This is a genomic window from Rhizobium sp. K33 (assembly GCF_056501445.1).
This window is the reverse complement of sequence record NZ_CP096478.1, coordinates 4,082,705-4,102,720: the sequence shown is the minus strand read 5'-3', so window position 1 is coordinate 4,102,720 and position 20,016 is coordinate 4,082,705. Positions and strand designations below refer to the sequence as shown.

General features: G+C 61.5%; 21 protein-coding genes and 1 riboswitch. Of the genes, 6 read left to right on the top strand and 15 right to left on the bottom strand.

Features of this window, described 5'->3' with window-relative positions; translation table 11 throughout:
• Positions 1-12: 12 nt before the first annotated feature.
• The 12 genes from M1E12_RS19725 to M1E12_RS19670 form a co-directional block, all read right to left on the bottom strand.
• On the bottom strand, positions 13-1,734 hold the full coding sequence (locus tag M1E12_RS19725; protein WP_136539810.1) for an ABC transporter substrate-binding protein: 1,722 nt from the start codon (positions 1,732-1,734) through the stop codon (positions 13-15).
• Positions 1,735-1,816: 82 nt separating this feature from the next.
• Complete coding sequence (locus M1E12_RS19720; RefSeq protein ID WP_113458119.1) at positions 1,817-2,098, bottom strand: DUF2160 domain-containing protein; 282 nt, start codon at positions 2,096-2,098, stop codon at positions 1,817-1,819.
• A gap of 10 nt (positions 2,099-2,108) precedes the next feature.
• The gene (locus M1E12_RS19715; RefSeq protein ID WP_136539808.1) at positions 2,109-2,927 is read right to left on the bottom strand and encodes a carbohydrate ABC transporter permease; all 819 of its coding nucleotides are present in this window, start codon (positions 2,925-2,927) and stop codon (positions 2,109-2,111) included.
• An 11-nt stretch (positions 2,928-2,938) separates the two neighbouring features.
• The gene (locus tag M1E12_RS19710; protein WP_113458117.1) at positions 2,939-3,808 is read right to left on the bottom strand and encodes a carbohydrate ABC transporter permease; all 870 of its coding nucleotides are present in this window, start codon (positions 3,806-3,808) and stop codon (positions 2,939-2,941) included.
• Between the two features lie 3 nt (positions 3,809-3,811).
• A complete protein-coding gene (locus M1E12_RS19705) occupies positions 3,812-4,882 on the bottom strand; it encodes an ABC transporter ATP-binding protein (protein WP_479562999.1) in 1,071 nt (356 codons plus the stop codon).
• A gap of 11 nt (positions 4,883-4,893) precedes the next feature.
• Positions 4,894-5,973, bottom strand: coding sequence for an ABC transporter ATP-binding protein (locus M1E12_RS19700; RefSeq protein WP_479562998.1), 1,080 nt, complete (start codon positions 5,971-5,973; stop codon positions 4,894-4,896).
• Positions 5,974-6,024: 51 nt separating this feature from the next.
• Positions 6,025-7,536, bottom strand: a complete 1,512-nt coding sequence (gene glpD, locus M1E12_RS19695; RefSeq protein ID WP_479562997.1) for a glycerol-3-phosphate dehydrogenase — start codon at positions 7,534-7,536, stop codon at positions 6,025-6,027.
• Between the two features lie 91 nt (positions 7,537-7,627).
• Entirely contained in the window at positions 7,628-8,416 is a 789-nt protein-coding gene (locus tag M1E12_RS19690) for a DeoR/GlpR family DNA-binding transcription regulator (RefSeq protein ID WP_479562996.1), read from the bottom strand.
• A gap of 71 nt (positions 8,417-8,487) precedes the next feature.
• Positions 8,488-9,498 (bottom strand): FecCD family ABC transporter permease, encoded by a 1,011-nt coding sequence (locus M1E12_RS19685; RefSeq protein ID WP_479562995.1) that lies wholly within the window; start codon positions 9,496-9,498, stop codon positions 8,488-8,490.
• Positions 9,499-9,555: 57 nt separating this feature from the next.
• Positions 9,556-10,512 carry an ABC transporter substrate-binding protein gene (locus M1E12_RS19680; protein ID WP_479562994.1) on the bottom strand — a complete coding sequence of 319 codons (957 nt, stop codon included), beginning with the start codon at positions 10,510-10,512 and terminating at the stop codon, positions 9,556-9,558.
• A gap of 20 nt (positions 10,513-10,532) precedes the next feature.
• Positions 10,533-11,327 carry an ABC transporter ATP-binding protein gene (locus M1E12_RS19675; protein ID WP_310239677.1) on the bottom strand — a complete coding sequence of 265 codons (795 nt, stop codon included), beginning with the start codon at positions 11,325-11,327 and terminating at the stop codon, positions 10,533-10,535.
• A gap of 202 nt (positions 11,328-11,529) precedes the next feature.
• Positions 11,530-11,762: riboswitch (cobalamin riboswitch) on the bottom strand.
• A 101-nt stretch (positions 11,763-11,863) separates the two neighbouring features.
• Complete coding sequence (locus M1E12_RS19670; protein ID WP_479562993.1) at positions 11,864-13,177, bottom strand: NAD(P)/FAD-dependent oxidoreductase; 1,314 nt, start codon at positions 13,175-13,177, stop codon at positions 11,864-11,866.
• A 114-nt stretch (positions 13,178-13,291) separates the two neighbouring features.
• Between M1E12_RS19670 and M1E12_RS19665 the strand changes: the two genes are divergently transcribed.
• Together M1E12_RS19665 and M1E12_RS19660 are read left to right on the top strand one after the other, a co-directional pair.
• A complete protein-coding gene (locus M1E12_RS19665) occupies positions 13,292-13,495 on the top strand; it encodes a hypothetical protein (protein ID WP_479562992.1) in 204 nt (67 codons plus the stop codon).
• 81 nt (positions 13,496-13,576) lie between these two features.
• Positions 13,577-14,401, top strand: a complete 825-nt coding sequence (locus tag M1E12_RS19660; RefSeq protein WP_479562991.1) for a manganese catalase family protein — start codon at positions 13,577-13,579, stop codon at positions 14,399-14,401.
• A 247-nt stretch (positions 14,402-14,648) separates the two neighbouring features.
• Here the strand turns inward: M1E12_RS19660 and M1E12_RS19655 are convergent, their stop codons facing one another.
• The 3 genes from M1E12_RS19655 to M1E12_RS19645 form a co-directional block, all read right to left on the bottom strand.
• On the bottom strand, positions 14,649-14,777 hold the full coding sequence (locus tag M1E12_RS19655) for a hypothetical protein (protein ID WP_281281738.1): 129 nt from the start codon (positions 14,775-14,777) through the stop codon (positions 14,649-14,651).
• 67 nt (positions 14,778-14,844) lie between these two features.
• Positions 14,845-15,024, bottom strand: coding sequence for a hypothetical protein (locus tag M1E12_RS19650; protein ID WP_479562990.1), 180 nt, complete (start codon positions 15,022-15,024; stop codon positions 14,845-14,847).
• An 11-nt stretch (positions 15,025-15,035) separates the two neighbouring features.
• On the bottom strand, positions 15,036-15,581 hold the full coding sequence (locus tag M1E12_RS19645; RefSeq protein ID WP_479562989.1) for a DUF4142 domain-containing protein: 546 nt from the start codon (positions 15,579-15,581) through the stop codon (positions 15,036-15,038).
• A gap of 139 nt (positions 15,582-15,720) precedes the next feature.
• Here M1E12_RS19645 and M1E12_RS19640 point away from each other — a divergent pair, with 139 nt between their 5' ends.
• The 4 genes from M1E12_RS19640 (at position 15,721) to M1E12_RS19625 (ending at position 20,013) form a co-directional block, all read left to right on the top strand.
• Positions 15,721-16,674, top strand: coding sequence for a sugar-binding transcriptional regulator (locus M1E12_RS19640; RefSeq protein WP_136539790.1), 954 nt, complete (start codon positions 15,721-15,723; stop codon positions 16,672-16,674).
• 149 nt (positions 16,675-16,823) lie between these two features.
• Positions 16,824-18,137, top strand: a complete 1,314-nt coding sequence (locus tag M1E12_RS19635) for an ABC transporter substrate-binding protein (protein WP_479562988.1) — start codon at positions 16,824-16,826, stop codon at positions 18,135-18,137.
• A 167-nt stretch (positions 18,138-18,304) separates the two neighbouring features.
• Positions 18,305-19,177 (top strand): carbohydrate ABC transporter permease, encoded by an 873-nt coding sequence (locus M1E12_RS19630; protein ID WP_113458104.1) that lies wholly within the window; start codon positions 18,305-18,307, stop codon positions 19,175-19,177.
• An 11-nt stretch (positions 19,178-19,188) separates the two neighbouring features.
• Positions 19,189-20,013, top strand: a complete 825-nt coding sequence (locus M1E12_RS19625; RefSeq protein WP_113458103.1) for a carbohydrate ABC transporter permease — start codon at positions 19,189-19,191, stop codon at positions 20,011-20,013.
• Positions 20,014-20,016: the final 3 nt, after the last annotated feature.

Sequence of the window (20,016 nt, the reverse complement as noted above, 5' to 3'; positions counted from 1 at the left end):
GGATGATCCGGATCACTTCTGCCAGCTCTTGACCAGTTCGTCGTAGTTGACGGTCATCGGCTGTTCCTTCTCGTTCTCGATCTTCAGCTGCGGAGCGAGATTGCCCTTGGCAACGGCATCGGCATTCCACTCTTCGAGGGTCTTTTCCTCGGCGAGTTTCGGACCGATGTCGCCCTGAACGCCAGCGCGTTCGAGACGCTCGAGGACCTTTTCCTGCTCAGCGCAGAGCGAGTCCATGGCTTCCTGGGCGGTCTTTGCGCCGGAAGACGCGTCACCGATGGCCTGCCACCAGAGCTGCGCCAGCTTCGGATAGTCAGGAACGTTGGTGCCGGTCGGCGACCACTGCAGGCGAGCCGGCGAGCGGTAGAACTCGACAAGACCGCCGAGCTTTGGTGCGCGATCGGTGAAGGACTGGTGATCAAGCGTCGACTGACGGATGAAGGTCAGACCGACATGGCTCTTCTTCACGTCGACGGTCTTGGAGGTGACGAACTGTGCGTAGAGCCAGGCGGCCTTTGCACGGTCTTCCGGGGTGGACTTCATCAGCGTCCAGGAACCGGCGTCCTGATAGCCGAGCTTCATGCCGTCCTTCCAGTAGACGCCATGCGGGCTCGGAGCAAAACGCCACTTCGGCGTGCCGTCCTCGTTCACGACCGGCAGGCCTTCCTTGACGAAGTCGGCGGTGAAGGCGGTGTAGGTGAACATCTGCTGGGCGATTTCACCCTGCGACGGCACCGGACCGGATTCGGAGAAGGTCATGCCCTGGGCAGCCGGAGGGGCATACTTCTTCATCCACTCGAGATACTTCTCGATGGCGTAAACGGAAGCGGGGCCGTTCGTGTCACCACCGCGGGCGACGCAGGAGCCGACCGGACGAGAATTTTCGTCGACCTTGATGCCCCATTCGTCGACCGGAAGGCCGTTCGGGATGCCCTTGTCGCCGTTGCCGGCCATGGAGAGCCAGGCATCGGTGAAGCGCCAGCCGAGCGACGGGTCCTTCTTGCCGTAGTCCATGTGGCCGAAGACCTTCTTGCCGTCGATTTCGCGACCGGTGAAGAACTCGGCGATGTCTTCGTAAGCGGACCAGTTGACCGGAACGCCGAGATCGTAGCCGTACTTGGCCTTGAAGTCGGCCTTGTTCTTCTCGTCGTTGAACCAGTCGTAACGGAAGAAATAGAGGTTGGCGAACTGCTGGGTCGGCAGCTGATAGAGCTTGCCGTCCGGAGCGGTCGTGAACGACTTGCCGATGAAGTCATCGATGTCGAGGGTCGGGCTGGTGACGTCCTTGCCTTCGTTCGCCATCCAGTCGGTCAGGTTGCGGACCTGTTGATAGCGCCAGTGGGTGCCGATCAGGTCGGAGTCGTTGATATAGGCGTCGTAGATGTTCTCGCCCGACTGCATCTGCGTCTGCAGCTTTTCGACGACGTCGCCTTCGCCGATCAGATCGTGGGTGATCTTGATGCCGGTGATTGCGGTGAAGGCCGGAGCGAGGACCTTCGATTCATATTCATGCGTGGTGATGGTCTCAGAAACGACCTTGATCTCCATGCCCTGGAACGGCTTTGCAGCGTCGATGAACCACTGCATCTCGGCTTCCTGGCCGGCGCGATCCAGCGACGACATATCGCCGATTTCGGCATCCAGGAACTGCTTTGCCGCTTCCATGTCGGCAAAGGCGACGCCCGTCATGGCAAGAAGCATGGCAGCCGTCGTCGTCAAAAGGTGCTTTCGCATTATGTCCTCCCTAAGGTTGCGATTGCATTCACGTTCAGTCTCGAGGATGGCGACCTCCCGCCGCCAGCCGTCTTTTCTTGCCCTAGACGTAGCGGAAGACGCCGATGGCGTAGACCACGGACAGGGCGAGAGCCCACCACAGGTTCGGTCCCACGAGACCGAGCCAAGCGAGATTGATGAAAGCCGATCCGAGCAGCGACACGAAGAGACGGTCGCCGCGGGTGGTTTCGAAGCGCAGGATGCCGGTGCGGGGATTGCCGCCGGGGGAAACATATTCCCAGACCGCCATCGACAGGATCAGGCCGAAGATCACGAGGAAGAAGATCGCGGTCGGCGTCGTCCAGGCCATCCATGAAAAGTCCATCGAAACCTCCTCAGACGCGGCCCAGGGCAAAGCCCTTGGCGATGTAATTGCGGACGAAATAGATCACGAGCGCCCCCGGGATGATGGTCAGGACGCCGGCTGCGGCGAGCACGCCCCAGTCCATGCCCGAGGCCGACACCGTGCGGGTCATGGTCGCCGCGATCGGCTTTGCATCCGTCGTGGTGAGCGTGCGGGCAATCAGCAGCTCGACCCAGGAGAACATGAAGCAGAAGAAGGCGGCGACACCGATGCCGGACGCGATCAGCGGCATGAAGATCTTCACGAAGAACTTCGGGAATGAATAGCCATCGATGTAAGCGGTCTCGTCGATCTCCTTTGGCACGCCCGACATGAAGCCTTCCAGGATCCAGACGGCGAGCGGCACGTTGAAAAGGCAGTGCGCGATGGCGACTGCGATATGCGTGTCGATCAGTCCGAAGGCGGAGTAGAGCTGGAAGAAGGGCAGCGCGAAGACGGCGGGCGGCGCCATACGGTTGGTCAGCAGCCAGAAGAAGAGGTGCTTGTCACCGAGGAAGCGATAGCGCGAGAAGGCATAGGCAGCCGGCAATGCCGCCGCAACCGAGATCACTGTGTTCAACACGACGTAGATGATCGAGTTAATATAGCCATTGTACCAGGACGGATCGGTGAAGATCACGGCGTAGTTGGCGATCGTCGGATTGGTCGGCCACAGCGAGAAGTCCCCGAGGATCTCGCTGTTGGTCTTGAAGCTCATGTTCACGAGCCAATAGATCGGCAGGATCAGGAAGACGATGTAGATCGTCGGGATCAGGAAGCCGAAGCGGGAACGGGTGTCGGAAGCGCTCATCGGTCTCCTCCTCACTGGCTCTTGGCATCGCTGACGGTCATGACGGTGTAGAAGACCCATGACAGCAGCAGGATGATCAGGAAGTAGATGATGGACATGGCAGCCGCCGGCCCGAGGTCGAACTGCCCGACCGCCATCTTGACGAGGTCGATGGACAGGAAGGTCGTGGAGTTGCCCGGACCACCGCCGGTGACGACAAACGGCTCGGTATAGATCATGAAGCTGTCCATGAAGCGCAGGAGGACGGCAATCAGCAGAACGCGCTTCATCTTCGGCAGCTGGATGTAGCGGAAGACGGAGAAGCGCGAGGCGCCATCAATCTTGGCGGCCTGGTAATAGGCATCCGGGATCGACACGAGACCGGCATAGCAGAGGAGCACGACGAGGCTCGTCCAGTGCCAGACATCCATGACGATGACAGTGACCCAGGCATCGACCGGATCCTGCGTGAAATTGTAGTCCACGCCCATCGCATTCAGGGTGTGGCCGAGAAGGCCGATGTCAACGCGGCCGAAGACCTGCCAGATCGTACCGACGACGTTCCACGGAATGAGGAGCGGCAGCGCCATGAGGACCAGGCAGACCGGCACGCCCAGGCCCTTCTTCGGCATGTTGAGCGCGATCAGGATCCCAAGCGGAACCTCGATGGCCAGGATGATCATCGAGAAGGCGAGGTTGCGGAAGAGCGCATCCCAGAAGCGGTCGGACGAGAGGATGTCGGCGAACCAGTCGGTGCCGGCCCAGAAGAACTGGTTGTTTCCGAAGGTATCCTGAACCGAATAGTTCACCACGGTCATCAGCGGGATGACCGCCGAGAAGGCCACCAGCAGCAGCACCGGAATGACCATGAACCAGGCCTTGTTATTCCAGGTCTTTTCCATCGATCAGCCCTCCATGCCTACGCGCCAGGAATCGGCATAGATACCAACGCCTTCCGGAACGAATGTGATGCGGGGATCCGCTGGTATCTCGGCATCCTCCGAGACGACGATCGACAGAGGCTGGCCGGCGAACTGGGCGCGCACGATCTTCTGGCGACCGATGTCCTCGACCTTGGCGACAGACACAGGCATGCCCTCCCGACCGAGCCGGACAAATTCCGGCCGGACGCCGAGTTCGATCTTGCCCTGGCCCGAGAGCTTCGGTGGGCCGGGGAGAGTGACGGTCTGGTCCCCGATCGTCGCGGTCGCACCGCTAACCTTTGCCGGCATTACATTCATGCCCGGCGAACCGATGAAGTAACCGACAAAGGTGTGGCTCGGGCGCTCGAAGAGCTCGGCCGGCGTGCCGATCTGGACGATCTGGCCGTCATACATGACCACGACCTTGTCGGCAAAGGTGAGCGCTTCGGTCTGGTCATGGGTGACATAGACCATGGTGAAGCCGGACTGCCGATGCAGGCGTTTCAACTGCGAGCGCAGGACCCACTTCATATGCGGGTCGATCACGGTCAGCGGCTCGTCAAAGAGGATGGCATTGACGTCGGAGCGGACGAGACCGCGGCCGAGCGAGATCTTCTGCTTCTGGTCTGCCGTCAGGCCCTGGGCGCGATTGCGCGCCATGGGCTGCAGGTCGATCATGTCGAGGATCTCGTTGACCCGCTTGTTGACCTGGTCTTCCGGCACATGGCGGTTGCGCAAGGGGAAGGCCAGATTGTCGTAGACCGTCATCGTGTCGTAGACGACCGGGAACTGGAAGACCTGGGCGATGTTGCGGGCTGCCGTCGGCAGGTTCGTGACGTCGACGCCATCGAACTCGATGCGGCCATCGGACGGATGCAGCAGGCCCGAGATGATGTTGAGCAGCGTAGTCTTGCCGCAGCCTGACGGACCGAGCAGCGCATAGGCGCCGCCGTCATCCCATTCGTGGTGCACTTCCTTGAGGGCGTAATCTCCCGCCGCACGGGCGGCGGGTGAGTAGGCGTGGCGGATATGATCGAGGTTGATGCGTGCCATGACGTTGCTCCTCACGCGGCCAGTTCGGCCGGCGCGCCGAGCGCCTTGCCGTCGGCGCCGAACGCCATCAGGTGACGGGTGTCGATGAAGACATCGATCTCGCGGTCGGGATCGATGTCGTGGATGCCATGCGCCAGGCAGACCCAGCGGGCAGTGCCGTATTCGACGTGGATGAAGCTCTCGGAGCCTGCGATTTCCGACACCAGGGTGCGCGCGCGCATCGGCAGAGCCGCGGGCAGAGACGAAAGCGACAGGTGGTGCGGGTGGAAAGCCACCGTGACTGCGCCGTCCGGAATGCCTGTCAGATGGGCGGGGACTGTGAGGACCGACTGGCCGTCCAGCTCGAAGCTTCCGCCCCGCTTGACGAGCGCGATCGTGTTGAGCGGCGGGTCGGCGAAAGTCTTCGCAGTGAGCAGATCGGCAGGTCGGCGATAGACGTCGATCGTCTCGCCGAACTGGGTGATACGGCCTTCGCTCAAGGTTGCGGTATTGCCGCCGAGCAGCAGGGCTTCGGAGGGTTCGGTCGTCGCATAGACGAAGATCGCGCCAGATTCGGCAAAGATCTTCGGCAATTCTTCGCGCAATTCTTCGCGCAGCTTGTAATCGAGGTTGGCGAGCGGCTCGTCGAGGAGGACGAGGGTCGCGTTCTTGACGATGGCGCGGGCAAGCGCCGTGCGCTGCTGCTGGCCGCCCGAGAGATTGAGCGGGGTGCGATCGAGATAGGGTGTCAGGCGCAGGAGATCGGCAGCCTTGCGCACTTCGCGGTCGATGGTCGCCGCATCCTTGCCGGCGACGCGCATCGGGGATGCGATGTTTTCGTAGACCGTCAGCGCGGGATAATTGATGAACTGCTGGTAGACCATCGCGACGTTGCGCTTCTGGACCGGCACGCCGGTGACGTCCTGCCCGTCGAAATGCACGGTGCCGGATGTCGGCTTGTCGAGGCCGGCCATCAAACGCATCAGGGAAGTCTTTCCCGAAAGCGTGGGGCCGAGCAGGACGTTGAGCGTTCCCCGCTGCAACGTCAGGTCGGTCGGGTGAATATGGTATCCACCTCCCGCCATTTTCGAGACTTTACGCAGTTCCAACATATGTCCTCGGGCCTCCTCCAAACCGTCGGTCTTTATCCATGAGATGGGCGATCAGGCCGCCGCCAGCATCCCCAGATAGGCATCCAGCCCCTTCGCCTCCTCCGGCGTCAGGAAAAGACCCTGTTTCGTTCGACGCCACAGCACATCCTCGGCTGTCAGCGCCCATTCCATTTCCACCAGCCAGCGGACCTCTGCCTCGTAAAGCGTGCCGCCGAAGTGACGACCCAGGTCTGCCGTCGACCGGGCCTTGCCCAGGATCGATTTCGAATCCGTTCCGTAGCAGCGGATCAGGCGCTCGGCATGGCCCCGCTCCAGGAAGGGATAGGCCTTTAGCAGGTCTGCGACCGTCGGCTCGAATGCGGTCGCGGCAAAATTGCCGCCGGGCAGGTGGCTGCCGGCCGTCCAGGGCGTGCCTTTTTCGCCGATCGCCTCGCCGATCTTCTCGAGAGCATGTTCGGCCAGTCGTCTGTAGGTCGTCAGCTTGCCGCCGAAGACGTTGAGCAACGGGGCATCGCCACTGTTGCCCTCGATCTTCAGCACGTAGTCGCGTGTGGCTTCCTGCGCCTTGGAGGCGCCGTCATCGAAGAGCGGTCGGACGGCGGAATAGCTCCAGACGATATCGTCGGGGCGGATCGGCTCCTGGAAGTATTCGCTCGCGGCATCGCAGAGGTAATTCACCTCTTCGGGGCTGATGCGAACATCCTTCGGGTCTTCGGTGAAATCCCGATCCGTCGTGCCGATCAGCGTGAACTCGCCTTCATAGGGAATGGCGAAGATGATGCGGTTATCGGGGTTCTGGAAGAAATAGGCGCGGGGGTCGGTGAACTTCTTGCGCACGACGATGTGGCTGCCCTGGACGAGGCGAACATTGTGCACGTTATTCCGGCCGAAGGCACCTGCCAGAACCTGGTCGACCCAGGGGCCAGCGGCATTGACGAGCATGCGGGCCTTGTGGGTGGTCACCGAGCCATCGCGCTGCGATTTGGTGGTGACGACCCAATGCCCTTCTTCGCGGTGGGCCGAGATGACGCGCGCGCGGCTCAGGATGGTGGCGCCCCGGATCTGGGCATCCCGGGCATTCAAAACAACCATGCGGGCATCGTCGACCCAGCCGTCGGAGTATTCGAAGGCTTTCGAGAAGACGGGCTTCAGGGGCTTGCCGGCCGGATCGCGACGCAGGTCGAGCGTCTTCGTCGGCGGCAACAGCTTGCGGCCACCCAGATTGTCGTAGAGGAAAAGACCAAGGCGGATCAGCCAGGCCGGACGGATGCCGCCCTTCTGGAAGGGCAGGACGAAACGCAGCGGCCAGATGACATGGGGCGCCATGGCCCATAGCACTTCGCGCTCCATCAGCGCCTCGCGCACAAGACGAAACTCGTAATGCTCGAGATAACGCAGACCGCCATGGATGAGTTTGGTGGCACCGGACGAGGTGCCCGAGGCGAAGTCGTTCATTTCAGCCAAGGCGACCGAATAACCACGGCCGGCCGCGTCACGCGCGATCCCACATCCGTTGATCCCGCCGCCGATCACAAAGAGATCGTAGATTGGCTGCCCTGACATTGTTCCTCCGCATGTTCGCACTTGCAGCATTTGCTGCTATTGCGAAAGTTTGGATATATTTTTCGAAATTTAAACGAATGTCAAACGAAAGTTATTCTGCGGCTGCATCCGAGGCTTCGGGTGCCGTCTCGATGATGCGCACGTCCTGTTCCGCGCAAATGTCCCTGATGCTGCTAGAGGGACAATGGTCGGTGATAAAGGTCTGAACCTGCGAGATATGTCCGATGCGAACCGGGGCGGTGCGCTCGAATTTCGATGCGTCCGAGACGAGGATGACGTGACGGGCATTGGCGATGATGGCCTGAGCGACTTTCACTTCGCGAAAATCGAAATCGAGCAGCGCACCATCTTCGTCGATGGCGGAAACGCCGATGACGGCAAAATCGACCTTGAACTGGCGAATGAAGTCGACCGCCGCCTCGCCCACAATACCACCATCCGAGCCGCGGACGACACCGCCGGCAATCACCACCTCGATTGAGGGATAGACCCGCAAGCGATTGGCAACATTGATGTTGTTGGTGATGACCATCAATTCCCGGTGGTCGATCAGCGCCTCGCCCACGGCTTCGGTCGTCGTGCCGATATTGATGAAGAGAGAGGAATTGTCCGGGATCAGGTTTGCGGCCGCGCGGCCGATCGCCTGTTTCTCCGCGGCGGCCATCGAACGGCGCGCTTCGTATTTGACGTTTTCGTTTCCGCTCGGATAAACGGCGCCGCCATGAATTCGGTTGAGGGCGCGGGCATCACAGAGGTCGTTGAGATCCTTGCGGATTGTCTGTGGGGTCACGGCGAAACGTGCCGCGAGTTCGTCCACCAGAACCCGCCCCTGCTCCTTGGCAAGAGCCATGATCTCCGCCTGTCTCGCCGAAAACATCATGTAGGCCCCTCCCCTTTTCGTTTTTCTTCAGTCTAGGCAAAAACGAAACAGGAGCAATACCCCCTGACGTACTAGCGCCGGCGCAGGAGGAAAATGAAGGCGAGGCCACCGGCCAGGCCGGTGATGACGCCGATCGGCATGTCCTCGGGCGCCATGATGGTGCGCGAGACAATGTCGGCGAGGATGAGGATCACCGCCCCTGTCAGCGCAGACAAAGGGATAACACGGATGTTGTCGCTGCCCGCCGTCAGACGAACGAAATGGGGGACGAGCAGTCCGACAAAGCCGATGGCACCGGAGAAGGCGACCATGACGCCCGTCAGGAGGGCGGTGACCACGAAAAGCTCGGCGCGGAAGCGGCCCACGGGAACGCCGAGCGTCGCCGCCGTTTCGTCACCCATTGCCATGGCGTTGATCTCGCGCGCCCGGATGGTGAGGAAGGTCAGGCAGCCGAACAGGACGATCGCCGGATAGAGAAGGTGTGACCATTGGGCGAGGCCAAGGCCGCCGAGCATCCAGAAGACAACCGTATGGGCTGCGCGCGGATCGCCGAGGAAGATCGCGAGATTGCCAAGCGAAGTGGCGACAAAGGCGATCGCGACGCCTGACAGCACGAGACGATCAGCACCGGCGCCCGTGAAGCGGGTCACGGCGACCACCGCAAGCGTTGCCAGAAGCGAGCCGGCGAAGGCAAAGAGCGGCACGGTGACGAGACCAAAGATCAGCCCGGTGTGGAGCAGCGCGATGATCGCGCCCAAGGCACCGCCCGAGGAGACGCCGAGGAGGTGCGGATCGGCCAGCGGATTGCGGGTGACCGACTGGAGGACCGCACCGACGGTGGCGAGGCCGGCACCGACGAGGCCGGCAAGGATGACACGAGGAAATCGCACATCCCAGACGATGCTCTCCCGTCCCGGAGACCAGGTCGGCTCGAAGGTGCCCGGCGCCAGCTTGTTGACGAGGATCGACCAGACGGTCTCCGCGGGAATGGCGGCCGAGCCCAGGGACACGCCAGCCGTCAGACACAGGGCAAGCAGCAGGAGCGCCAGACCCACCCAGATAAACAATCGACCCTGCATCATGCTGCCTTGCGTATTCCTGTCGGGCGGGACCGGTATGCGGCCCCGCCTTCAGACCTTTTACATGTTGCGGGGGTGGAAGGCCTTGGCCAGACGATCGATCGCCTGGACATTGCGTGGGCCCGGCGTGGCCTCCACATATTCCAGCACGACGAAGCGGTCCTGCTTCACGGCATCGAGGTTCTTGAAGGCCGGGTTCTCCTTCATGAAGGCGATCTTCTGGTCGGCGGTGACGTCACCGTAGTTGACGATCACGACGACTTCCGGGTTGCGCTCGATGACAGGCTCCCAGGAAACCTCCGTCCAGCTCTTCTCGACATCGTCCATGATGTTGATGCCACCGGCGGCTTCGATCATCGCGGTCGGGATGCCGAAACGGCCCGAGGTGAAGGGCTTTTCGGTGCCCGAATCGTAGACGAAGACGCGAACGGGCTTCTCGATTGCGCCGATGCGCTTGGTGATTTCGTCGAGGTGCTTGCGGTAGCCGGCGACCAGGGTCTCGGCGCGATCCTCGACACCGAAGATCTTGCCGAGGTTCAGGAGGTCGACGAACATGTCGTCCATCGTCGGCTTGTTCTTCGCCATGATGTGGATGCAGGATTCGGTGAGTTCGTAGACCTTAATCTTGAAGGGCTCGAGCGTTTCCGGGGTCACCTCGCCGCCGACCTTCATGCCGTAGTTCCAGCCGGCGAAGTAGAAGTCGGTATCCGCGTTCAGCAGCACTTCCTTGGTCGGATATTTCGGCGAAAGCTCCGGCAGCTCCTGAACGCCTTCGCGCAGGCTTTCATCCAGCGTCTTCCAGCCGGAGATGCCGGTGTAGCCCACCATGTGATCCTGAAGCTTCAGAGCCAGCATCATTTCGGTCAGGTTCACGTCGTTGGAAATGGCGCGGGCGGGCGCTTGCTCGAAGGTGACCTCGCGATCGCAGCTCTTGACGGTGACCGGATAGGCAAACGCCGAGGAGGCTGCGAAAACCGAAGCAAACAGCGCGGCGGACAAAAGAAGGCGGGCGGCCATCGTGGCGGGTCCTTTCAATATCAATTGAGAGCGAGGGAAAAGGAAAAGCGGTGCGCGCGACGGTCGTCGGCCTGCTGGCGGGCGGCGAGAACGCCAAAGGTCCCTGACAGGGCCTGCTCCGTCAGGACATCGTCCGGCGTGCCGAAAGCACGCATCCGGCCGCCCTGCATCAAGGCGACATGACTTGCGAATTCGGCCGCGAGATTGATGTCGTGCAGCGTCGTGATGATCGTCAGGTTCAACCCGCCGAGCAGATCGAGAATTTCCAGCTGGTGGCGGATGTCGAGATGGTTCGTCGGCTCGTCGAGGATCAGGATCTCAGGCTTCTGGGCGAGCGCGCGGGCCACCAGCACACGCTGCTTCTCGCCACCGGAGAGGGTCGAGAACTGCCTGTTGGCCAGCCGCAGGAGATCGAGATGATCTAGCGCATGCTCGGCTTCGGCACGGTCCTGATCGCTCCAGCCGGACAGGCCTTCGCGCCAGGGTACCCGGCCCATCATGACGACGTCCCGCACGGTGAAGGGAAAGTCTCCCGGCATTTCCTGGAGCACGACGGCGATCCGCCTGGCAACCTGGCGGGCGCTCATCTGCCAGATGTCCTGGCCGTCGATTTCAACCCGGCCGTCCAGCGGCGAGACACCGCGATAAAGGCAGCGCAGCAGCGTGGTCTTGCCAGCGCCATTCGGACCGACAATTGCCAGACGATCGCCCGAGGCCAGCGAAAAGGAGACGTCGCGAACCAGATATTGAGATGGTTTCGGCCCCCAGCCGACGTCGGTGACGCGGATCGGGCAGCCCTTGCTGCTGCAGCTCATTGCCGTGCCTCCGCGCGGGAGGACAGGGTGGCGCCAGCGCTCAGGCCGGGACCAGACGGCCGTTTCGACGGCTCACCGGTATTCAGTAGATGCATGCCCGTCCTCCGCAGGATTTCTCCGGAGGCAAAATGGCATGTGATCAGCGCGCCTGACGGCGCAGCGCAAAAGCCAGTTCGTATCCATCGGAACACCCCGTCCGCTTCGGTTTCAACTCTTGACGGCAGGTCTCCTGGCTCGCGGATATGCGCCGTTCCATTTGCCTTCCCACAGTCTCCCGCAGTGGCCCGGCGCTTGTTGCGCCGCGAGAATGGACAGCAATCCGCTTACAGTTGCGGGGGCAGCCACGGTATTGGTCCCTATTGGGTCGTCCTCACCGTGTTCCCTATTAATCCCCTCGGAGTCATCCGGCGGGGAACCGTCATCTGTTTGCATAGGGCCTACGGGCCCCGGCGGTCAAGCCTTGATCTCTTCCGTAATGTAATACCATTACGCCTATAGCTTGCGCACGGGCTTGTCCAGCGCCTAGCGTCGGAAAATCAGTTCGACATCTTTCCGTCAGCCGCCGGACGATCCACCGCAACGGCATTCTCATCGATGATCCGAGCACCCCGTTGGCGGGTGGCGTATCGCCAGATCCATTGAATGCTGACCAGCAGGCGCTTTTCGAAGTTGACGAGCAGGTAGACGTGCACGATCGCCCAGAGCAGCCATGCCAGGCGCCCCTTCAGCTGCCAGGAGCCGAAATCGAAAACCGCAGCATTCCTGCCGATGACGGCCGTATTGCCGCGGTTGTGAAAGCGGAAGGTCGGCACGGGTTCGCCCTGCAGAAGATTTGCCTTCAGCGCCTTGCCGAGGAAGGTGCCCTGCTGCTTGGCCACCTGCGCGAGCGCCGGCAACGGCTTGCCATCCTCCCCGGTCGACAGAGCGGTGTCCCCCAGAGCATAGATCTCCGATTTTCCTTCGACAGACAGATCCGAGGCGACCTGTAGACGGCCTCCGGGGCCTGGCGGAACGCCGAGCCAGGCGGCCGCGGGAGAGGCTTTAACGCCGGCACCCCAGACCATGCAGCTTGCCGGGATCAGCGCCCCGCCGACCGTCACGCCGTCGGGAGTCACGTCTTCCACCGGCGTATTCAAGCGGATGTCCACGCCGATCCGCGTCAGGTAATCGACGGCATATTGCGACAGGGATTCCGGAAAACTGGCAAGGATCCGCGGACCGGCCTCGATCAACAGCACCTGCAGCTGATCCGGCCTCAGACTGCGAAAATCGCGGGCGATCATGAAACGGCCAAGCTCGGAAATGGCGCCTGCCATTTCCACGCCGGTCGGCCCGCCTCCGATGATGACACTGGTCAGAAGCCGTCGCTTCTCCGCCTCATCCTCACTGCGCTCGGCCTTCTCGAAGGCGAGCAGAAGGCTGTGTCGAATCTGGCGCGCCTCGTGGATGGATTTCAGGCCCGGCGCGTGTTTCTGCCAGTCCTGATGGCCGAAATAGTTGTAGTCGGACCCCGTCGCCAGGACGAGCCGGTCGTAGGGAATGCTGACGCCACCCTTCAACCCGACTGTCCGACGGGACTGATCGACAGTGGTGACCTCACCCAGCACCACCTTGATGTTGGGATATCGGCCGAGGGTCCGGCGGATCGGTTCGGAGATATCCGCCGGCGAAAGGGCGGCTGTCGCGACCTGATAGAGCAGAGGCTGGAAGAGGTTGTGGTTGCGCCGATCGATGACCGTCACGTCGATCTCGGACTTGCCCAGCGCCTGGGCACAAGCAAGCCCTCCAAAGCCGGCACCGACGATGACCACGTGCGGCCTCTTCGTCTGCTTCTCTACACTTTCCATCATGACCTCGCTGTTCTGATGCAAGGACAAACAGGGGTTATTTGCAAATGTTCCTGCGGAACGGTTCGGCAGACCGGCAGTTGGTCAGGCAAGAACAGCCAGACAGGAGATCGCATCATGGGCATGAATTCCCCGAAAACCGGCAAGCCGGGCACCACCGATCAGTCCCCGCGTTGGGAGGGGCCACAGGAAAACCGACCGAGCGGCTATCTGCCTGCCAAGGACGATCCGGATGTCGACCGGGATGCCGTGGGTGAAAACCTGCAGGACCCGGAGAAGCGCAACCTCGGTGACTCGCTTAAAACCCGGGACGAAAAATAACTCTACCAAGGATGGCAGTAATTTCCGGAACAAGCCGGGAGAGTTGTTGTTAGGCGGCGGTCAAAACGAGGAGAGAATGCCATGTTCTATACCGACAACAAGCTTCAATATCCCGTTCGCGTCGAGAAGCCGGACCCGCTGTTCGCCCGTGCCCTTCAGCAGGCAATCGGCGGCGTGGAAGGCGAAATTCGCGTTGCCATGCAGTACTTTTTCCAGGCCTGCGGCGCCCGCGGCAATCCCAAGTTCCGCGACCTGCTGATGAATACCGCCGCCGAAGAACTGGGCCATATCGAGATGCTGGCCACGGCAGTCGCTATGAACCTCGAAGGTGCGTCTCTTTCACTGAAGGAAGAAGTGGCCGATGACCCCGTTGGCGGCGCAGTGCTGGGTGGCATCAACCTGAAAAACCTGCTGTCAGCCGGCCTTTCGGCAATGCCGGTGGATTCCGACGGCGTGCCGTTCGACATGTCGCATATCTATGCCAGCGGCAATATCGCGGCCGACATGAGCGCCAACGTGACCGCCGAATCAACCGGCCGAATTCTGGCGACGCGGCTCTACAACATGACGAACGATCCCGGGATGAAGGACATGCTGTCCTATCTCATCGCGCGCGACACCATGCACCAGAACCAGTGGATGGCGGCTCTCGAAGAGCTGGGTGGCGCAACTGGGGCATTCCCGATTCCCAACAGCTTCCCGCAGGAGCAGGAAAAGCAGGAATTCAGCTACGCCTATCTCGGCTTCCAGCAGGACGGCAGCGCGCCCGCACCCGGTCGCTGGTCGGAAGGCCAGTCGATCGACGGCAAGGGTCAGTTCGTGTCGCAGCCGATGCAACCGCTGGGCCCCGAGCCCAATCTGGGGCCTGCTAAGCCGAACAGCGGCGCCCAGAAGGAACAGCTCTGACACCGGGGCAAGATGTCAAAAAGAATCTTTGTTCCAGGGGTGGAACAACGATGCCTCGAGGCAGTTGATCTGCTGACAGCACATTGTTCCCTCCTCCTCCAACCTCCCCCGGCCGCCCCTGAGGGCGCCCACCTAGACCCCGCCTCTGGCGGGGTTCTTTTTTGTCATTATCGATGATCTGGAAATGGTCGATCGGTGGCCCGCCTGTTGGCGGGCCGTCTTACCGATCGTCCTGGGGGAGGAAAACTTACTGCTGAACGCTGTGAGGCGGATAGTCCTTGTTATCCTCGTTGTCGCCGTTGCCGATCGCGAAGAAGGCACCGGCAAGGACAAGGATCAGGACAGCGAGCGCGAGAAAGCGGAAGGGAGTGGACATCGCGGAACTCCTGCGATTTGGGATTGGAATGCCGGGCTACATGGGTGCTCGGCACGAGATGGACCGGTCAGGGCGTGTCGATGTCGCCGGTCGCGCTGGGCGGAACATCAGGCACTGGCTCATGGCGGGTCGGCGCGGCGACCGGGGCCGTGTCTGCCACTTCCTGCTGGAACTCTGCCGCGAGCAACATTACCCCGGCGATCAGAACAGCACTCAGGAGTGCCGCGAGCTGCCATTTCTTGCTCATGAAGACCTCCCTTATGGGCTTGTCTGGGATTGCGCGCGGACCTTGTGGGTTCGCACCAGGGGATAGTTGGCAACCGCATAGGTCTTCAGACTGCCGGCTGCACCGTTATCGGCATAGGCGCCCAAGAGCCGGATGGCCTGGTCATGTGCCTTCATCTGTGCGGACATGTAGGCGCTGTCGAACTGGCTCTCCTCGGCCTGCTCAAGGGCGGTCAAAGTTTGCTTCTGCTCCATGGACAGCTCGGTCACCATCGCGACCGAATCAGCCTCGGCCGCGGTCTGCAGCTGCTGCTGGGCACGGCGATGGTCATCGAGCATGGTCTCAGCAAATTTCCGGACTTCGGCATCCTGGCTTCGGCGCAAAGCGAGTTCGGCCGACAAGATCTCGAATTCGTTCGATGCGGCCGCCTGTTGGGCGAAGCCAGCGGGATCGAGGGCTTTCGTCTCCTCGGAGGCCTGCGGCGTCGGCAGTTGCTGGACCGGCGTTGTATCCTGAGCGTGCGTGGTCGGCGCAAAGCTCAGTGCCGTTGCGGCGGCGATGGTCGTGAGGCGGATCATGGTCGATCTCCTTGAACTGAGGGTTTAGGGTCCAACCCGTCAGCCCGGGAACCGTTCCAGATCTGTGCTCCCCGCAGTCGGGCGATTTGACAGCGTCGGGCAAAATTGGCAGCACTGTTCCACACGGAGAGGAGACTGCATGGCACGGCGTGGTGAGGGTCAGACGAGACTGGATGATGCGGCGCGGGCAGGCTGGCTATATTATGTGGCGGGCCGTACCCAGGACGAGATCGCGACATCCATGGGAATTTCGCGGCAGAGCGCGCAGCGCCTCGTTTCGCTTTCGGTGGCCGAGAAACTGATCAAGGTGCGGCTGGACCATCCCATCGCGGCCTGCCTTGAACTTGCAGAAGCCCTGAAGCGCAAGTTCGGGCTGAAGGACGTCGAGATCGTTCCAACCGACCCTGCCGCCGAATCAGCAAGCGTCGGCGTGGCGGAAGCGGGTGCGGCCCAGCTTGAACGCTGGTTGCGCCAGAGCGATCCCCTGGTCATCGCCATGGGGACGGGTCGTACGCTGCGTGCGATGATCGACCAACTCTCCCCGATGGAGTGCCCGCAGCACAAGATCGTATCCCTGACAGGCAATATCAGCCCGGATGGCTCGGCGGCCTATTTCAACGTCATCTTCTCGATGGCGGATGCCATCAAGGCTCCGCACTTCCCGATGCCGCTTCCAGTCATCGTGTCTTCGCCGGCGGAGAAGCAGCTTCTGCACCAACAGCCACTCGTTGCCCCGACTATCGAGCTCGCGCACAAATCGGATGTCGCCTTCGTCGGCATCGGCGAAATGAACATGAGCGCACCATTGCTCGTCGACGGCTTTCTGAAGTCGGACGAGATGGAGGATCTGCTTCAGGCGGGCGCGGTCGGCGAGATCTGTGGTTGGATCTTCGGAGAGAGCGGAGAGCTCCTCTCACATCCGGTCAACGACCGGGTCGCCAGCCTGGAGATACCGTCGCGGGCCGCCTCGACCGTGGTCGGGCTTGCAAGGGGGAAGCGGAAGCATCCGGCTATTCTGGCTGCCGTGCGGGGTGGGCATATCAACGGCCTGATTACCGACGAAGAGGCGGCGCGACACCTGCTCGCCTCCTAACGTAAGTCAAATTTTAATCCGAGCTTTCAGGCATTTAGTTGGGCTATGCGGCGCTGCAGCATGGAATCCCGATTGACAATTTGCGCGCATCAAGTGAGTAATTGCCCATGAGCAAAGCGAATGCTCATTTTTTCTTCTGGGAGGAAGACATGAACTTCAAGACGATTCTGCTGGGCGCCTGCTCAGCGCTGGCTCTCGCCGGCATGGCCTCGGCTGAAACCCTCACCATCGCTACCGTGAACAATGGCGACATGATCCGCATGCAGGGTCTGACGTCGGAATTCACCTCGGCTAACCCCGACATCCAGGTTGAGTGGGTCACGTTGGAAGAAAACGTCCTGCGCGAACGCGTTACGACGGACATCGCCACCAAGGGTGGCCAGTACGACATCATGACCATCGGCACCTACGAGGTTCCGATCTGGGCCAAGCAGGGCTGGCTTCTGCCGCTCGATAATCTTGGCGCCGACTATGACGTCGACGACCTGCTGCCGGCTATCCGCTCCGGCCTGACGGGCGAAGACGGCAAGCTCTATGCCGCTCCGTTCTACGGCGAATCCTCTTTCATCATGTACCGCAAGGACCTGATGGAGAAGGCTGGCCTGACCATGCCCGACGCCCCGACCTGGGAATTCGTGGCTGACGCTGCCCGCAAGATGACGGACCGCGCCAACGACATCAACGGCATCTGCCTTCGCGGCAAGGCCGGCTGGGGCGAAAACATGGCCTTCCTGACGGCCACGTCCAACGCCTTCGGCGCACGCTGGTTCGACGAGAACTGGCAGCCGCAGTTCGACCAGCCCGAATGGAAGAACACGCTCGACTTCTACGTCAAGCTGATGAACGACGCTGGTCCGCAGGGCGCATCGTCGAACGGCTTCAACGAAAACCTGGCGCTGTTCCAGCAGGGCAAGTGCGGCATGTGGATCGACGCCACGGTCGCTGCATCCTTCGTGACCAACCCGGCTGACTCCACCGTTGCCGACAAGGTCGGTTTCGCCCTTGCTCCCGATACGGGTCTCGGCAAGCGCGGCAACTGGCTCTGGGCCTGGAACCTCGCCATCCCGGCCGGTTCGCAGAAGGCTGCTTCGGCCGAGAAGTTCATCGCCTGGGCAACCAGCAAGCAGTATGCGGAGCTCGTTGCTTCCAAGGAAGGCTGGGCCAACGTTCCTCCGGGTACGCGGACCTCTCTCTATGAGAACCCGGAATACCAGAAGGCAGCGCCTTTCGCGAAGATGACGCTTGACTCGATCAATGCGGCTGACCCGAAGAACCCGACCGTCAAGCCGGTCCCGTATGTCGGCGTCCAGTTCGTCGCCATCCCGGAATTCCAGGGTCTTGGCACCACCGTCGGTCAGCTCTTCTCGGCAGCGCTCGCTGGCCAGATGTCGGTCGATGACGCCCTGGCCCAGGCCCAGCAGGCCTCGGTCCGCGAAATGACCCGCGGTGGTTACATCAAGTAATATCCTCCCGGAGATGCCGTCCGGGCCCTCTGGTCCGGGCGGCGCCCACAAGCCCTTGATGCGGGTGCGATGGCCCCGCCCGGCCTTGCCGGATTAAGCCTTCGTCTGGAGAGTGAGCCCGTGCGCCCCATGTCGGAGCGCTGGCCTCTAGCAAGAGATCAAAACCCATGGCTACGCAAAACACCCGGACGCTTGCCCGTCTGATGATGGCGCCTTCCGTCGGCCTTCTCCTCATCTGGATGATCGTGCCGCTCGCAATGACGCTCTGGTTCTCATTCCAGAACTACAATCTCCTGAACCCGGCCAATGTGAGCTTCGCAGGCCTGTTCAACTACCGCTTCTTCTACAGCGACCCGGCCTTCTTCCAGTCGATCTGGAACACGCTGGTGCTGGTTGGCGGCGTGCTCTTCATCACCGTCGTCGGCGGCATCGCCATCGCGCTTCTCCTGGACCAGCCGATGTTTGGCCAGGGTCTGGTGCGCATCATGATCATCTCGCCCTTCTTCGTCATGCCGCCGGTCGCCGCGCTGGTCTGGAAGAACATGATCATGCATCCGGGCTATGGGGTGCTTGCCGACATCAACCGGTTCTTCGGATTCCAGCCCGTCGACTGGTTCGCGCAGTATCCGCTGTTTTCGATCATCGTCATCGTGGCCTGGCAATGGCTGCCCTTTGCCACGCTCATCCTGCTCACTGCGCTGCAGTCCCTCGATGGCGAGCAGAAGGAAGCGGCCGAGATGGACGGTGCCGGTTTCATCAACCAGTTCATTTATCTGACCCTGCCGCATCTGGCCCGTGCCATCACGGTCGTCGTGCTGATCCAGACCATCTTCCTGCTGGGTGTCTATGCGGAAATCCTGGTCACGACCAATGGCGGTCCGGGATATGCCTCGACCAACCTGGTCTTCCTGATCTACCGCACCGCGCTTCTCGGCTATGACGTCGGCGGAGCCTCGGCCGGCGGGATCATCGCCATCATCCTCGCCAACATCGTCGCATTCTTCCTGATGCGCGCGGTCGGCAAGAACCTCGACCGCTGAGGAGACCAGACATGGCTCGCGCTGCATCCACGCAAAAGAAGATCGCCTTCACTGTATTCGCCTGGCTGATCGCCTTGGTGATCTTCTTCCCGATCCTCTACACCATCATCACGTCGCTCAAGACAGAGACGGAGGCAATCCAGGGCTTCGACCTGCTGCCGTCCTTCACGCTGGAAAACTACGTCACCGTCCAGACGCAGCGCGACTATTTCAAACCCTTCATGAACTCCGTCGTGATTTCTGTGGGCTCGACCGTGCTGGCGCTTCTGATCGCCATTCCGGCCGCCTGGGCGATGGCGTTTTCGCCGACCAAGCGGACCAAGGACGTCCTGATGTGGATGCTCTCCACCAAGATGATGCCGGCGGTCGCCGTTCTCGTGCCGATCTATCTCATCTTCCGCGACTTCGACCTGCTCGACACGCGGATCGGCCTGACGGTCATGCTGATGATGATCAATCTGCCGATCGTGGTCTGGATGCTCTACACCTATTTCCGCGAAATCCCCGGCGAGATCCTGGAAGCGGCGCGGATGGATGGTGCATCTCTGCTCAACGAGATCGTCTACGTGCTGACCCCGATGGCCGTGCCCGGCATTGCCTCCACCATGCTGCTCAACGTGATCCTGGCCTGGAACGAAGCCTTCTGGACGATCCGTCTGACCACCACCAATGCAGCGCCGCTCACGGCCTTCATCGCCTCCTTCTCCAGCCCGCAGGGACTGTTCTGGGCGAAGCTCTCGGCAGCCTCAACGCTTGCCATTGCTCCGATCGTCATCCTCGGCTGGTTCAGCCAAAAACAACTCGTCCGCGGCCTCACCTTTGGCGCTGTGAAGTAAGGA